The sequence below is a fragment of the Mycolicibacterium sp. XJ2546 genome (assembly GCF_053483195.1).
The window spans coordinates 1-14136 of sequence record NZ_JBEFRW010000001.1 but is presented as its reverse complement, the minus strand read 5'-3'; the positions used below and the strand labels follow the sequence as shown (position 1 = coordinate 14136).

Here is a 14136-nt window from a genome sequence, read left to right as displayed (position 1 = left end):
TGAAGCTATAATCTTCATATGTCCGTGATGGAGGTAATAGCTTCAGCGGATGCCCGCGCGACGTTGATCGGCGATATGGTCGGTTCACGCCGCGTCGCTGACCGCGCCGCCGCGCACCGCGCGCTCAACAACGCGTTGGCCGACGCGGCAGGCGGGGCAATCGCCGCACCGGCCTTCACTGTCGGCGACGAGTTTCAGGGCAGCTATCCGACCATCGGCGCGGCGATCGACGCGGCGCTAACCATCCGGCTGGCCGTCGCACCGGACATCGACGTGCGGTTCGGCATCGGCTGGGGCGCCGTCACGGTGCTCGACGCCACCACAGGCATACAAGACGGACCGGGATGGTGGACCGCCCGCGAGGCGATCACGTGGACCGCCACCGCACAGCGGCGGCCGGGGTTGGCGCTGGTGCGCACGTCGTTCCGGGCCGGCGATGCTCGCGGCGATACCGACGCGATCAACGCGGCGCTGATTTGTCGGGACCATCTGCTTGGATCGCTCGATGACCGCTCACTACGGATTGTGAAGGGACTGTTGAGCGAGCACACCAAGAAGGACATCGCCGCAGCCGAGGGCATCAGCGCCTCGGCCGTTTCGCAGCGCGCCGGCCGTGACGGGCTGGACCTGATCGTGATGGCCTCCGATTATTTGAGAAGTATCCCGTGAGCGCGCTGGCGGTGATGTTCATCGCGATGGGTGTCGCCGACATCGTGCGACGGCTGACGCCCCGGCTCTGGGCGCCGGTGTTGACCGCACCCGTGGTCGTCGCGGGGTGCGCCGCGCTGACCGGCGCTGTGGCACCTCGGTGACATCGTGCTGTTGATCATCGCGGCGGTGGCCACCATGTGCTGGGCGGTGCTGTGCGCGCGTGCCGAGCGGAGCGGTGAGCGGGAGTTGACCCCGCTGGTGGTGTTCGGTGTGGCCGTCGGGCTACTGCTTCTGTTGTCGGGCTTGGGTTCTGACGTGGCCGGGCTGGTGCAGCGCTGGTTCGCGTGGGTCGGTCTGCCTGACATCCGCGGCGTGGACGCCGACCGGCTGCTGATGATCGTCGGCGTTGTGCTGCTACAGGTGGTCACCGGAAACCAGCTGGTGCGTCTGGTCCTCGGTGCGATCGGCGCGGTGAAACCGACCGGCGAGCCGCAGCCGTCGGACCGGTTGAAGGGCGGCCGCCTGCTCGGCCCGATGGAGCGGCTGCTGATCCTCGGGCTCGGGCTGGCCGGTCAACTCATGGCCGTCTCGGTCGTCATCGCCGCCAAGAGCATCATCCGGTTCCCGGAAATCAACGCCCAGAAGGCCCGAGAGAACGGGCACATCGGCATCGGGGATGTCGTCGAGTACTTCCTGGTGGGTAGCTTCGCCAGTTGGATCGTCGCGCTGGGCGGTCTGGCCCTCGCGCAGTAGCGCGATTCGCCGATTTCTACCGCCGCCCGTTCCTACACTCGGCGCATGAAGACCAAGGCAGCGGTTTTGTGGGAGTTCGGCGCCGACTGGAGCGTCGAGGAGATCGAGTTGGACCCGCCGCAGGCGGGCGAGGTCCTGGTGTCGTGGGAGGCCACCGGGCTGTGCCATTCCGACGAACACGTCCATCGGGGTGATCTGCCTGCGCCGCTCCCGCTCGTCGGCGGCCACGAGGGCGCGGGCGTCGTGCAGGAAGTGGGGCCCGGCGTACCGGGTTTGGCGCCCGGCGACCACGTGGTGGCGTCGTTCCTCCCCGCGTGCGGTCGTTGCCGATGGTGCTCCACGGGCCAGCAGAACCTCTGCGATCTCGGCGCGATGATCATGACCGGCACCCAGTTGGACGGCACATACCGCCGCCATCTGAACGGCACGGATATCGGGGCGATGGCGCTCGTCGGCACCTTCTCGCAATTCGGCACGGTGCCGGAGGCCTCGGTGGTCAAGATCGACAACGACTTTCCGCTGTCGCGGGCCTGCCTGCTGGGCTGCGGGGTGACGACCGGCTGGGGGTCGGCGGTCAACACCGCCAAGGTGGGTCCGGGCGATACCGTAGTGGTGATCGGATGCGGCGGTATCGGCAGCGGCGCGATCCAGGGTGCGCGGCTGGCCGGTGCGGAAAAGATCGTCGTCGTCGATCTCGTGGAGAGCAAGCGGGACAAGGCATTGCTGTTCGGCGCCACCCACTTCGTGACATCGGCGGCCGAAGCGATGGAGCTCGTCGGCGACCTCACCCGCGGGGTGATGGCCGACTCGGTGTTGTTGACCGTGGGTCTACTGGAAGGCGCGATGATCGACGAGGCGCTCAACCTCGTGCGCAAGGGCGGCGCGGTGGTGGTGACCGCGATCGCGGCGATGACCGACGTCACGCCGACCCTGCCGATGATGATGTTCACGCTCTTCCAGAAGCGTCTGCTGGGCAGCCTCTACGGCGAGGCCAACCCCCGCGCCGACATCCCGCGGCTGCTCAACCTCTACCGCGACGGACAGTTGCTTCTCGATGAGACGGTGACCGCCGAGTACAAGCTCGACGACGTCAACGAGGCCTATGACGACATGCTCGCGGGCCGCAACATCCGCGGCGTGGTCGTCCACGATCATCCTTGACCGGCAACGGTAGGAAGCGGCCGCGCTGGCTGTCGCATCTGCGGTCGGTGCTGCGCGCCGAGATCGATACGGTTCGTCATCGCCAGATCGACCTGAACCCAGCAGATCTCACCCGGTTCACCTTTCCGCTGCTGCTGCGAGTGGTGAGTGTGCTCGCATTCGGGGCGGTGCCGCTGTTGGTGATCCGCACCGGCGTGGACACCGACGACGTGCTGGTTCCGCTGCTGGGGTCGGTGGCGCTGACGGCCGTGGGCACGGCGGTGGTCACCTGGGTGGTCGCTACCGCGGTCTCGGGGCTGGTGCTCGTGGTGTTCTACCGAACCGGCCCGGCGGAATCGTCGCGGCTGGTGGTCCGCACCATCGTCGACTCGTTCGACCGCGTCGCCGACACCACCGCCCGGCTGGCGACCCTTGCGCTGCTGGCCGGCGTCGTCGCGCTCGCGATCGGGCTGCCGACGCGTCGTGACACCGAGCGGGCGTACTCGGTGCTCGACGATCTGCTGGCCGCGCAGATCGGTGTGCTGCTGACCGCCCTGGGGTTTGCCTTCCTCGCCGAGACGGTGCGGTGCTCGGCGGAGGTGGTGGACAAGCAGTCGCTGCTGCTGGCGTGGCCGTGGTCGCTCGGAATCGGCTGGGCCAGCTGGATTATTGCGACCACCGTCGGACCGCTCGAGACCACCCGGCTGCTGCAGACCCTGCTCAACGACTGGCTGCCGGCCACCGTGAACGGGCGGCCGCGGGCCGACGTGATCGCCGAGTTGCTACCGGCGGGCGTGAACTGGTGGGCGGCGTTGGCGCCCCTTCCGGTGATCGCCGCGATCTGGGTGCTGGAAGCCCAGCGGCACAACGGGTTCGCCCAGTTGCGCCAGCTCAGCGCTACCGAGGGGCAACCTTCTGGGGGCTGATCAGAGGCGCTCGATGATCGTGACGTTGGCAGTGCCGCCGCCCTCGCACATGGTCTGAAGACCATAGCGACCACCGGTGCGCTCCAACGTGTTCAACATGGTTGCGAACAGCTTGGCGCCGGTGGCGCCGAGCGGGTGGCCGAGCGCGATCGCCCCGCCGCTGGGATTGACCTTCGCCGGGTCGGCACCGGTCTCCTTCAGCCAGGCCATCACCACCGGGGCGAAGGCCTCGTTGATCTCGACGGTGTCGATGTCGTCGACCGAAAGACCGGTCTTCTTCAGGGCGTACTCGGTGGCGGGAATCGGTCCGGTCAGCATGAACACCGGGTCCGCGCCGCGGGCGCTGATGTGGTGGATGCGGGCGCGAGGCTGCAGTCCGTGCTCTTTGACTGCCTGCTCAGAGGCCAGCAGCACCGCGCTGGCACCGTCGGAGATCTGGCTGGCCATCGCGGCGGTCAACCGTCCGCCTTCGGTGAGCGTCTTGAGCCCCGCCATCTTCTCCAGCGACGTGTCGCGCGGACCCTCGTCGGTGACAAAGGTGCCGCCGTCGACCTCGACCGGGATGATCTCGTTCTCGAAGTAGCCGGCGCGGATCGCCTCCTGTGCACGCTGGTGGCTGGTCAGGGAGAACTGCTCCATCTCTTCGCGGGAGAGGTTCCACTTCTCCGCGATCAGCTCGGCGCCGCGGAACTGGGAGATTTCCTGGTCGCCGTAGCGGTGCAGCCAGCTCTTGGATTCGTTGGTGGGCGAGGTGAACCCGAACTGTTCGGCGACCGTCATCGCCGACGAGATCGGGATCTGGCTCATGTTCTGCATGCCACCGGCCACGATCAGATCGGCGGTGCCGGACATGATCGCTTGGGCGCCAAAGGAGATCGCCTGCTGGCTGGAGCCGCACTGCCGGTCGACGGTGACGCCGGGAACCTCTTCGGGAAAGCCCGCCGCCAGCCACGACAACCGGGCGATGTTGCCGGCTTGGGGCCCGATGGTGTCGAGGCAGCCGGCGATGACGTCGTCGACCGCGCCGGGGTCGACGTCGTTGCGGTCGAACAGCCCGCGCCACCCGGTCGCGCCGAGATCGACCGGGTGCACTCCGGCCAGCGATCCGTTGCGTTTGCCGACGGCGGTGCGGACGGCGTCGATGACGTATGCCTGCGATGTTGGAGTCATTGGTTCCTCATTTTTTCGTGATGCCACCAAGAACGATAGCGAGGTATTGACGACCGACTTGTTCGGCCGTCAGCGGTCCGCCCGGCTGATACCAGCGGACAGAAACCCAGGTGGTGTCCCGGATGAACCGGTACACCAGGTCGACGTCGATGTCGGGCCGGAAGTATCCCTCCTCAACGCCCTGGTGAAGCAGGTCCAGCCACATCTTTCGCTGCTGGCGGTTGCGCTCTTCGACGTAAGAGAACCGGTCCTGACCGGACAGCCGTTTGGCCTCGTCCTGGTAGATGACCACCTGCGAGTGCCGATGTTCGATCGCCTCGAACGACGCCATGAACAGGCCCTTGAGCCGCTCGAGCGGGTTGGGCTCGGTGTCGACGATCTCCTGGTAGCGGGTGAACAACCAATCCAGGAACCCGCGCAGCACCTCGTCGACCATCTCTTCCTTGGAGGCGAAGTGGTGGTACAGGCTGCCGGACAGGATCCCCGCGCTGTCCGCGATGTCGCGCACTGTGGTGGCGCGCAGACCGCGCTCGGCGAACATGGACGCGGCGAGCTCGAGTAGCTCGTCGCGTCTGCTCACCGGTTGGCTGCTCATGGGTGCTGGCTCGACACCGAAATAACTTCTCCAGTCAGGTAACTGGAGTACTCACTGGCTAGAAACGCGATGGTGGCCGCCACTTCCCACGGCTCGGCGGCCCGGCCGAACGCCTCGCCCTCCGAGAGCCGGTCCAGCAAGTCTGAGCTGCTGGTCTTCTCCAGGAACTTGTGCCGCGCGATGCTCGGCGACACCGCGTTGATGCGCACGCCGTGCTCGACGGCCTCGATGGCGCTGCACCGCGTCAGCGCCATCACCCCGGCCTTGGCCGCCGCATAGTGCGACTGTGAATGCTGTGCGCGCCAGCCCAATACGCTGGCGTTGTTGACGATCGCACCGCCGTGGTCGGCGTCGCGGAAGTAGCGCAGCGCCGCGCGCGTCGCGCGCATCACCGACGTCAGCGTGACGTTGAGGACGCGGTCCCACTCCTCGTCGGTCATGTCGATCACCGGCGTCTGCCCGCCGAGGCCCGCGTTGTTCACCAGCACGTCCAGCCGTCCCATCCGGGCCGTCGTCGACGCAATCAGCGCGTCGACCTGCGCGGTGGAGGTGACGTCGCACACCACGCTCTCGACCCGGCCCAGGCCGAGTTCGCTGAGCTGGTCGCGGGTTTCGCCCAGTCGGCGCTCATGGTGGTCGGAGACCACGACGTCGGCGCCCTCGGCCAGTGCCCGACGCGCGACAGCCGACCCGATTCCGGTGCCGGCCGCGGCCGTGACGACGACGACCTTTCCGGTCAGAAGTCCATGTCCGGCAATCTCTTTGGGGGCTTCGGACAGGTTCACGAAGGCCTGACCTCCCTCGGTAGGCCGAGCACGCGCTCGGCGATGATGTTGCGTTGGATTTCGTTGGAGCCGCCGTAGATCGTGTCGGCCCGCGAGAACAGGTACAGCCGCTGCCACTCGTCGAAGTCGCCGTCGGTCAGCGTCAGCCCGGCACGGCCGAGCACGTCCATCGCGATCTCGCCGAGCTCGCGATGCCAGTTGGCCCACAACAGCTTCGACACTGAGTCTTGGCCCGGCTGCTCCACGTCCATGGTCGCCAACGCATACGACCGCATCGCGCGCAGCCCCACCCAGGACCGGGTCAGCCGCTCGCGGATCAGCGGATCATCGGCCGCGCCAGTCTGTTTCGCTAACTCAGCCACACCGGACAGTTCACGCGCGTACTCGATCTGCTGGCCGAGCGTCGACACCCCGCGCTCGAACGTCAGCGTACCCATCGCCACCCGCCAGCCGTCCCCGGGGTCGCCCACCACCAGCGACGCCTCGGTGCGGGCGTCGTCGAAGAACACCTCGTTGAACTCCGAGTCACCGGTGAGCTGCACAATCGGGCGGATCTCTACACCCGGCTGATCCAGCGGCACCAGCAGATATGACAGGCCCGCATGCCGTTTGGAGCCCTTCTCGGTGCGCGCGACAACAAAGCACCACTGCGCCCAGTGCGCCAGCGACGTCCACACCTTCTGCCCGTTGATGACCCACCGATCGCCGTCGAGTTCAGCGGTCGTCGACACGTTGGCGAGGTCACTGCCCGCGCCGGGCTCCGAATAGCCCTGGCACCACAGCTCGGTCACATCGAGGATCTTCGGCAGAAACCGCTGCTGCTGGTCGGGGGTGCCGTAGGCGATCAGCGTCGGCCCGAGCAATTCCTCGCCGAAGTGGTTGACCTTGGCGGGGGCATTGGCGATCGCGTACTCCTCGTAGAACGCCACCCGGTGGGCCACCGATAGGCCGCGCCCGCCGTGCTCCTCCGGCCACCCCAGACAGGTCAGCCCGGCGGCGGCCAGATGCTGGTTCCACGCCCGTCGTTCTTCGAACGCCTCATGCTCGCGACCGGGCCCGCCCAAGCCCTTGAGCGCGGCATACTCACCGACCAGGTTGGCGGCCAGCCAGTCGCGGACCTCGGCCCGGAACGCCTCGACCTCAATCACCCTTGTAGGCTAACCTACCAAGCACTTGCTTTGTTAAGGGAGCGTCGATGAGTTCGGATCCAAGGACCATTCCGCAGGTCTTGGACGACATTGCCGACAGATTCGGTGACCATCCCGCGCTGGTCACCCACGACCGCACGTTCACATTCACCCAACTGCGCGACGAGGTCCGCACGGCCGCCGCAGCCATGATCGACCTCGGCATCGCGGCTGGCGACCGGGTGGCGATCTGGTCGCCCAACACCTGGCACTGGGTGGTGGCGTGTCTGGCCACTCACTACGCCGGCGGCGTCCTGGTCCCGCTGAATACCCGCTACACGGCCGGCGAGGCCGCCGACGTGATCGGCCGCACCGGCGCACCGTTGTTGTTCGCTTCGGGTGAGTTCCTCGGCGCTGACAAAGCCGCTTCGCTCGACCGAAAGGCGCTGCCGCGGCTACGCGACATTGTGCGGGTGCCGATCGAAAAGGACGACGGCAACTGGGACGAGTTCGTCGCGCGCGGAACGGACCTGGCGACCGTCGACTCCCGCGCCGCGGCCGTCACACCCGACGACGTGTCCGACATCCTGTTCACCTCTGGAACCACCGGCCGCAGCAAGGGCGCGCTGTGCGCACACCGGCAGTCGCTGGCCGCCCCCGCGGCGTGGGCCGAGTGCGGTCAGCTCACCAGCGCCGACCGCTATCTGTGCATCAACCCGTTCTTTCACAACTTCGGCTACAAGGCAGGCATCCTCGCGTGCCTGCAGACCGGTGCGACGCTCATCCCCCAGCTCACCTTCGATCCCGAGCAGGCGATGCAGGCCGTTGCCCAGCACAAGATCACCGTGCTGCCCGGGCCGCCGACCATCTACCAGAGCCTGCTGGACCACCCGCGCCGCGGCGACTACGACCTGACGTCGTTGCGGTTCGCAGTCACCGGCGCCGCGACGATCCCGGTGGTGCTGATCGAACGCATGCAGGACGAGTTGGACATCGACATCGTGCTGACCGCTTACGGGCTCACCGAGGCCAGCGGCTTCGGCACCATGTGCCGCCCCGACGACGACGCGGTCACCGTCGCCACCACCTGCGGGCGCCCGATCGCCGACTTCGAACTGCGCATCGACGCAGCCGATGACGACGGCGCCGGTGAGGTGCTGTTACGCGGCCCCAACGTCATGCTGGGCTATCTCGACGACCCCGAGGCCACCGCCGCGGCCATCGACGCCGACGGTTGGCTGCACACCGGCGACGTCGGACGCGTGGACGACCGGGGCAACCTGCAGATCACCGACCGCCTCAAGGACATGTACATCTGCGGCGGGTTCAACGTCTATCCCGCCGAGGTCGAGCAGGTCCTGGCCCGGCTCGACGGCGTCGCCGAATCCGCGGTCATCGGTGTGCCCGACGAACGCCTCGGTGAGGTCGGCAAGGCTTTCCTGGTCACCAAACCGGGTGTCGACCTGGACGAAGAGACGGTAATCGCTTACACACGGCAGCATTTGGCCAACTTCAAGGTGCCGAGGTCGGTGGAGTTCCTCGACGGGCTGCCGCGAAACCCGGGCGGCAAGGTGGTCAAGCCAGTTCTTCGCGGGACGATGAGACAGGAAGAAGCTTGATGGATCTGAGTTTCGACGACGCGACGCTCGAGTTCCGGGCCGAGGTGCGCGAGTTCCTCGCGGCCAACCGGGACTCGTTCCCGACGAAGTCCTACGACACCGCCGAGGGGTTCGAGCAGCACCGGCTCTGGGACCGGGTGTTGTTCGACGCGGGTCTGTCGGTGATCACCTGGCCCGAAAAGTACGGCGGCCGTGACGCTTCGCTGCTGCAGTGGGTGGCGTTCGAGGAGGAGTACTTCCGCGCCGGCGCCCCCGGGCGCGCGAGCGCCAACGGGACGTCCATGCTGGCCCCCACCTTGTTCGCACACGGCACCGAGGAGCAGCTCGACCGGGTGCTGCCGAAAATGGCCAGCGGTGCGGAGATCTGGGCGCAGGCCTGGTCCGAGCCCGAGTCCGGAAGCGATCTCGCGTCGTTGCGTTCGACGGCGACCCGCGCCGACGGCGGCTGGCTGCTCAACGGCCAGAAGATCTGGAGCTCACGGGCACCGTTCGGGGAGCGGGCGTTCGGGTTGTTTCGTTCCGACCCGGAGGCCGAACGGCACCGTGGCCTGACCTATTTCATGTTCGACCTCAAAGCCGACGGCGTGACGGTGCGCCCCATCGCCCAGCTCGGCGGCGACACTGGATTCGGCGAGATCTTTCTCGACGACGTGTTCGTGCCCGACAACGACGTCATCGGCGACGTCAACGACGGTTGGCGTGCCGCAATGAGCACGTCGAGCAACGAACGCGGCATGTCGCTGCGCAGCCCGGCGCGCTTCCTGGCGCCGGCGGAACGTCTTGTTGCGCAGTGGAAAATGAATCCCGAGCCCGCCTACGCCGACCGGGTGGCCGACGCCTGGATCAAGGCGCAGGCCTACCGGCTGCACACCTTCGGCACCGTCACCCGGGTGGCTGCGGGCGGTGAGCTGGGCGCCGAGTCGAGCGTGACCAAGGTGTTCTGGTCTGATCTCGACGTCGCGCTGCACCAGACCGCGCTGGACATGCGCGGTGCCGACGGCGAGCTGACCGATTCCTGGACAGACGGGCTGCTGTTCGCACTCGGGGGCCCGATCTACGCCGGCACGAACGAGATTCAGCGCAACATCATCGCCGAGCGCCTGCTGGGTCTGCCGAGAAAGTAGACATATGAACTTCGAACTGGACGAACAGCAGCGCGACTTCGCCGCGAGTATCGACGCGGCGCTCGGTGCGGCCGATCTGCCCGGCGCGATACGGGCGTGGGCGGCCGGTGACACCGCACCGGGCCGCAAGGTGTGGTCGCAGCTGGCTGAGCTCGGCGTCACCGCGCTGAACGTGGCGGAGAAATACGATGGCATCGAGGCGCATCCGGTCGACCTGGTGGTCGCCGCCGAACGGCTCGGCCGCTGGTGTGTGCCCGGGCCGGTCACCGAATCGATTGCGGTGGCACCGGTTTTGCTTGCGGACGACGACCGTGCCGCCGGGTTGGCCGCCGGTGAACTGATCGCCACCGTCGCGCTGCCGCCGCACGTCCCACGCGCTGTCGATGCCGACAACGCCGGGCTGGTCTTGATGGCGGCCGACGGCGAGGTACGCGACGCGAGCGCCGACGCCCAGCACGAATCCGTCGACCCGAGCCGAAAGTTGTTCGACGTCACCGCATCCGGTGACGGGCGGCCGGCCGATGTGGTGCGGGCCTACGAGTTCGGGGCGCTGGCCACGGCCGCCCAACTGGTCGGGGCGGGGCAGGCGATGCTGGACATGTCGGTCGAATACGCCAAGCAGCGCAGCCAGTTCGGCAAGGTGATCGGCACCTATCAGGCCATCAAACACAAGCTCGCCGACGTGCACATCGCCGTCGAGCTGGCGCGCCCGCTGGTGTACGGGGCGGCGCTGGCTCTAGCCGATCAAGGGGCCGGGGGCCCCTCCGACACCGCACGCGATGTCAGCGCCGCCAAGGTCGCCGCCGCTGACGCCGCGCTGCTGTCGGCGCGTTCGGCGCTGCAGACCCACGGCGCGATCGGCTTCACTCAGGAACACGACCTATCGCTGTGGTTGCTGCGGGTGCAGGCGCTGCGCTCGGCCTGGGGTGATCCGACCGTGCACCGGCGACGGGTATTGGAGGCGCTGTGACCGAAGAACGTCAATTGCTCCGGCAGACCGTCGCGGCGTTGATCGACAAGCACGCGGCACCGGCCGCCGTGCGCGACGCGATGGCATCCGAGCGCGGCTACGACGAGACGCTATGGCAGCTGTTGTGCGAGCAGGTCGGCGCCGCGGCGCTGGTGGTGCCCGAGGAGTTGGGCGGGGCAGGCGGTGAGCTCGCCGACGCCGCCGTCGTCCTCGAGGAGCTGGGTAAGGCGCTGGTACCCACACCGCTGCTCGGCACGACGCTCGCCGAGTTGGCCCTGCTGGCCGCCGATGAACCCGACACCGCGGCGCTCGAGGGGCTGACCGAGGGCACCCGTCTGGGTGCCGTCGTGTTCGACGCGGACTACGTGATCAACGGCGACGTCGCCGACGTCGTGATCGCCGCCGACGGTGAGCGGCTGACCCGCTGGACCGATTTCAGCGCCGAGCGCGTCGAAACCATGGACCTCACCCGCCGGCTGGCACGGATTCAGCCACGCGACACCGCCGACGTCGGCGCCGATCCCGGCCTGGCCGACACCGCGGCGATCCTGTTGGCGGCCGAGCAGATCGGCGCAGCGTCGCGCTGTCTCGACCTGACCGTGCAGTACACCAAGGAGCGGGTACAGTTCGGCCGTCCGATCGGCAGCTTCCAGGCGCTCAAGCACCGGATGGCCGATCTGTATGTCACGGTGCAGTCGGCGCGTGCGGTCGTCGACGAGGCGATCAGCGCACCGTCGGCGACGTCGGCGGCGCTGGCGCGGGTGACGGCCAGCGAGGGGTTCTCCAAGGTGGCCGCCGAGGCGGTGCAGATGCACGGCGGTATCGCGATTACCTGGGAGCACGACATCCAGCTGTACTTCAAGCGTGCGCACGGCAGCTCCCAGCTGCTCGGGGCGCCCCGCGAACATTTGCGCCGACTTGAACCCGAGGTGCTGTAAAGCTCAGGCGTACAGCCACTTCCACGCCTGCGCACGTTCGTCGAGCGGAAACGTCGCCAGCTGGCCTCTCATCAGCAGGGCGGCCGCCACTTTGACGCACCACTCCTCCCATTTCGGCGCCCCCACCATCGCCACTTTCTCGAAGTCGCGGCGGTGTTTGATATCCAACAGCGTGTTCTCCCATGCGGCGCCGAGAGTCCATCCCTCGAAGGTGTCGTCCATCACCAACATCACCCGCAGCGTGCCGGACTGTTCGAGCAGCGACTGCACCCGCGGCGCGAGGACGTCGCGGTAGTCGTGCCGGGTCAACCTCCCTCGCGCGTGGACGACAAGGACGTCGGCGGCTTCGGTGGCCTCGGTGGCCTCGAATTCGATCATGACGCGGTATAGGGCGCGAACAGCTCGTCAGCGGCATGGCGCAGATCGTCGGGCACCTCGATGCGCACCACGACCGCGTCGCGGTTTTCGTGCACGCTGAAGCCGAGAAACGGGCAGCATTCGCGCTCACCGCGGACGAATTCGTGCACGCGGTCGATGGCGCTCGGGTGATATTCGAGCTGGATCTCCCGGCTTTCGCGGCGGTAGCCGCGCAAGGCTGTGGAGTTGAGCTCACGGATCCATGCGAGGCGTTTCTGATAGTCGGCCGCCGGCAGGTTACATGCTGGGGACGGTTCCATATCCTCGATGATGATCCTTCACGTCGCTTGAGGTTCAAGAGAGCGAGATGTTTTCGATGGCTCGCACGGAATTGAAGATCGGGGAACTGGCGCGGGCGGCCGGCACATCGCCGTCCACCATCCGCTACTACGAGGACATCGGTCTGTTGCCACCGCCGGGCCGGGCGGGAGGTCAGCGACGCTACCGTCACGACGCCATCGGGCGGGTGACGTTCATCAGGCATTGCCGGGAGTTCGGCTTTCCGATCGACCAGGTGCGCACGCTGGCGTCGCTGATGCAAGACACCGACCGCTCCTGCAGCGAGGCCCGCGAGGTGGCCGAGACGCATCTGGCTTCGATCCGCGAAAGGCTGGCGGAACTGCATGCGCTCGAGCGCAACATCGCGGGGTTTCTCGACGCAGCCGACGGCGTCTGCGACGGCGGCCCGGGTGCGGACTGTGCCGTGCTGCGCGGCCTCGCCGAGCCGGCGTGCGAGGATCACGGGTGATGAGCGGGAAGATCGCGTTGCGGGCGGGTATTCCGCCGTTCTATGTGATGGACGTGTGGCTGGCTGCCGCCGAGCGCCAGCGCAGCCACGGCGACCTGGTGAACCTGTCGGCGGGCCAGCCCAGCGCCGGAGCGCCCGCGGCGGTGCGGGCCGCGGCCAAGGACGCACTCGACAACACCGCGCTCGGATACACCGTCGCGCTGGGGATTCCGGAACTGCGCAACGCCATCGCCCAGTCCTATGCCGCGCGACGCGGGGTGACCATCAACCCGGACGACGTGGTGATCACCACCGGTTCGTCGGGTGGGTTTTTGTTGGCGTTCCTGGCCTGTTTCGACGTCGGCGACCGGGTCGCGATCGCCAGCCCCGGCTACCCGTGTTATCGCAACATCCTTTCGGCGTTGGGCTGTGAAGTCGTCGAGATCCCGTGCGGACCCGAGACGCGGTTCCAGCCGACCGCGCAGATGCTCGCCGAACTGGACCCACCGGTGCATGGCGTCATCGTCGCGAGCCCGGCCAACCCCACCGGCACGGTGATCCCGCCTGAGGAGCTGGCCGCGATCGCATCCTGGTGCGAGTTGTCGGGCGTGCGGCTGATCAGCGACGAGGTCTACCACGGCCTGGTCTACGAAGGCGCGCCCGCGACCAGCTGCGCCTGGGCGACATCCCGGGAAGCCGTTGTGGTGAACAGCTTTTCGAAGTACTTCGCGATGACGGGTTGGCGGCTGGGCTGGCTGCTGGTGCCCAAGGAGCTGCAGCGCGCGGTCGACTGCCTGACCGGAAACTTCACCATCTGCCCGCCGGCGCTGGCGCAGGTCGCGGCCGTCGCGGCGTTCACGCCGGAGTCGGTCGTCGAGGCCGATGCGCTGCTGGAGCACTACGCCGCCAACCGTCGCCGACTGCTCGACGGGTTGCGCGGTATCGGCATCGACCGGCTGGCACCGACCGACGGTGCGTTCTACGTGTACGCCGATGTGTCCCATCTGACCACCGACTCGCTGTCGTTCTGCTCAAAGCTGCTGAACGACACCGGTGTTGCCATCGCACCCGGCATCGACTTCGACCCCACACGCGGTGGTTCTTACGTGCGGTTGTCGTTCGCCGGGCCAACCAGTGATATCGATGAGGCGTTGCGCCGTATCGGCTCCTGGTTGGGCTAGGCCCCCTGCCCTT

General features: G+C 67.6%; 15 protein-coding genes and 1 pseudogene. 10 read left to right on the top strand and 6 right to left on the bottom strand.

Going from position 1 to position 14136, the window contains the following annotated elements:
* Positions 1-27: 27 nt before the first annotated feature.
* The 4 genes and pseudogenes from ABQE44_RS00080 to ABQE44_RS00065 all read left to right on the top strand — a co-directional run bounded on the left by ABQE44_RS00080 (position 28) and on the right by ABQE44_RS00065 (position 3470).
* The gene (locus ABQE44_RS00080; protein WP_448428278.1) at positions 28-669 is read left to right on the top strand and encodes a SatD family protein; all 642 of its coding nucleotides are present in this window, start codon (positions 28-30) and stop codon (positions 667-669) included.
* Positions 666-1404, top strand: a pseudogene (locus tag ABQE44_RS00075) (hypothetical protein). Before ABQE44_RS00080 ends, ABQE44_RS00075 begins: the two are co-directional and overlap by 4 nt.
* A 45-nt stretch (positions 1405-1449) precedes the next feature.
* The gene (locus tag ABQE44_RS00070; RefSeq protein ID WP_448427675.1) at positions 1450-2565 is read left to right on the top strand and encodes an NDMA-dependent alcohol dehydrogenase; all 1116 of its coding nucleotides are present in this window, start codon (positions 1450-1452) and stop codon (positions 2563-2565) included.
* The gene (locus tag ABQE44_RS00065) at positions 2562-3470 is read left to right on the top strand and encodes a hypothetical protein (protein ID WP_448427673.1); all 909 of its coding nucleotides are present in this window, start codon (positions 2562-2564) and stop codon (positions 3468-3470) included. Before ABQE44_RS00070 ends, ABQE44_RS00065 begins: the two co-directional genes overlap by 4 nt.
* On the opposite strand, the gene fadA6 is transcribed toward ABQE44_RS00065, so the two are convergent.
* From fadA6 to ipdE1, 4 genes are read right to left on the bottom strand one after another with little or no spacing between them, the layout of a single operon-like run.
* A complete protein-coding gene (gene fadA6 / locus ABQE44_RS00060) occupies positions 3471-4640 on the bottom strand; it encodes a steroid 3-ketoacyl-CoA thiolase FadA6 (RefSeq protein WP_448427671.1) in 1170 nt (389 codons plus the stop codon).
* 7 nt (positions 4641-4647) lie between these two features.
* Positions 4648-5235: a TetR family transcriptional regulator KstR2 gene (kstR2, locus tag ABQE44_RS00055; protein ID WP_448394692.1), complete on the bottom strand. Its 588-nt coding sequence runs from the start codon at positions 5233-5235 to the stop codon at positions 4648-4650.
* Positions 5232-6020 carry a (5R,7aS)-5-hydroxy-7a-methyl-1-oxo-2,3,5,6,7,7a-hexahydro-1H-indene-carboxyl-CoA reductase gene (ipdF, locus tag ABQE44_RS00050; protein WP_448427669.1) on the bottom strand — a complete coding sequence of 263 codons (789 nt, stop codon included), beginning with the start codon at positions 6018-6020 and terminating at the stop codon, positions 5232-5234. The genes kstR2 and ipdF overlap by 4 nt, the downstream gene beginning before the upstream one ends.
* Entirely contained in the window at positions 6017-7168 is a 1152-nt protein-coding gene (ipdE1, locus tag ABQE44_RS00045; protein WP_448427667.1) for an acyl-CoA dehydrogenase IpdE1, read from the bottom strand. The genes ipdF and ipdE1 overlap by 4 nt, the downstream gene beginning before the upstream one ends.
* Positions 7169-7215: 47 nt before the next feature.
* Between ipdE1 and fadD3 the strand changes: the two genes are divergently transcribed.
* The 4 genes from fadD3 to ipdE2 are packed head-to-tail and all read left to right on the top strand — an operon-like array spanning position 7216 to position 11798.
* Complete coding sequence (gene fadD3, locus ABQE44_RS00040; protein WP_448427665.1) at positions 7216-8766, top strand: 3-((3aS,4S,7aS)-7a-methyl-1,5-dioxo-octahydro-1H-inden-4-yl)propanoate--CoA ligase FadD3; 1551 nt, start codon at positions 7216-7218, stop codon at positions 8764-8766.
* The gene (locus tag ABQE44_RS00035) at positions 8766-9890 is read left to right on the top strand and encodes an acyl-CoA dehydrogenase family protein (RefSeq protein WP_448427662.1); all 1125 of its coding nucleotides are present in this window, start codon (positions 8766-8768) and stop codon (positions 9888-9890) included. The genes fadD3 and ABQE44_RS00035 overlap by 1 nt, the downstream gene beginning before the upstream one ends.
* Positions 9891-9894: 4 nt before the next feature.
* The gene (locus tag ABQE44_RS00030) at positions 9895-10860 is read left to right on the top strand and encodes an acyl-CoA dehydrogenase family protein (RefSeq protein ID WP_448394687.1); all 966 of its coding nucleotides are present in this window, start codon (positions 9895-9897) and stop codon (positions 10858-10860) included.
* Complete coding sequence (ipdE2, locus tag ABQE44_RS00025; protein WP_448427660.1) at positions 10857-11798, top strand: acyl-CoA dehydrogenase IpdE2; 942 nt, start codon at positions 10857-10859, stop codon at positions 11796-11798. Before ABQE44_RS00030 ends, ipdE2 begins: the two co-directional genes overlap by 4 nt.
* Positions 11799-11801: 3 nt before the next feature.
* Here ipdE2 and ABQE44_RS00020 read toward each other — a convergent pair whose 3' ends face one another.
* Both ABQE44_RS00020 and ABQE44_RS00015 read right to left on the bottom strand, forming a co-directional pair.
* Positions 11802-12176 carry a SpoIIAA family protein gene (locus ABQE44_RS00020; RefSeq protein ID WP_448427658.1) on the bottom strand — a complete coding sequence of 125 codons (375 nt, stop codon included), beginning with the start codon at positions 12174-12176 and terminating at the stop codon, positions 11802-11804.
* Positions 12173-12475: a hypothetical protein gene (locus ABQE44_RS00015; protein ID WP_448394684.1), complete on the bottom strand. Its 303-nt coding sequence runs from the start codon at positions 12473-12475 to the stop codon at positions 12173-12175. The genes ABQE44_RS00020 and ABQE44_RS00015 overlap by 4 nt, the downstream gene beginning before the upstream one ends.
* Positions 12476-12531: 56 nt before the next feature.
* Here ABQE44_RS00015 and ABQE44_RS00010 point away from each other — a divergent pair, with 56 nt between their 5' ends.
* Together ABQE44_RS00010 and ABQE44_RS00005 are read left to right on the top strand one after the other, a co-directional pair.
* Positions 12532-12963, top strand: coding sequence for a MerR family transcriptional regulator (locus ABQE44_RS00010; RefSeq protein WP_448394683.1), 432 nt, complete (start codon positions 12532-12534; stop codon positions 12961-12963).
* On the top strand, positions 12963-14123 hold the full coding sequence (locus ABQE44_RS00005; protein ID WP_448427656.1) for a pyridoxal phosphate-dependent aminotransferase: 1161 nt from the start codon (positions 12963-12965) through the stop codon (positions 14121-14123). The genes ABQE44_RS00010 and ABQE44_RS00005 overlap by 1 nt, the downstream gene beginning before the upstream one ends.
* The last annotated feature ends 13 nt before the right edge of the window (positions 14124-14136 follow it).

Bases quoted from the DNA above. Each gene is read 5' to 3' on its own strand.
- ABQE44_RS00070 (WP_448427675.1), top strand. From the start codon at position 1,450: ATGAAGACCAAGGCAGCGGTTTTGTGGGAGTTCGGCGCCGACTGGAGC.
- ABQE44_RS00005 (WP_448427656.1), top strand. From the start codon at position 12,963: ATGAGCGGGAAGATCGCGTTGCGGGCGGGTATTCCGCCGTTCTATGTG.
- ABQE44_RS00015 (WP_448394684.1), bottom strand. From the start codon at position 12,475: ATGGAACCGTCCCCAGCATGTAACCTGCCGGCGGCCGACTATCAGAAA.
- kstR2 (WP_448394692.1), bottom strand. From the start codon at position 5,235: ATGAGCAGCCAACCGGTGAGCAGACGCGACGAGCTACTCGAGCTCGCC.
- fadD3 (WP_448427665.1), top strand. From the start codon at position 7,216: ATGAGTTCGGATCCAAGGACCATTCCGCAGGTCTTGGACGACATTGCC.
- ABQE44_RS00030 (WP_448394687.1), top strand. From the start codon at position 9,895: ATGAACTTCGAACTGGACGAACAGCAGCGCGACTTCGCCGCGAGTATC.
- ABQE44_RS00020 (WP_448427658.1), bottom strand. From the start codon at position 12,176: ATGATCGAATTCGAGGCCACCGAGGCCACCGAAGCCGCCGACGTCCTT.
- ABQE44_RS00035 (WP_448427662.1), top strand. From the start codon at position 8,766: ATGGATCTGAGTTTCGACGACGCGACGCTCGAGTTCCGGGCCGAGGTG.
- ABQE44_RS00010 (WP_448394683.1), top strand. From the start codon at position 12,532: ATGGCTCGCACGGAATTGAAGATCGGGGAACTGGCGCGGGCGGCCGGC.
- fadA6 (WP_448427671.1), bottom strand. From the start codon at position 4,640: ATGACTCCAACATCGCAGGCATACGTCATCGACGCCGTCCGCACCGCC.
- ABQE44_RS00080 (WP_448428278.1), top strand. From the start codon at position 28: ATGGAGGTAATAGCTTCAGCGGATGCCCGCGCGACGTTGATCGGCGAT.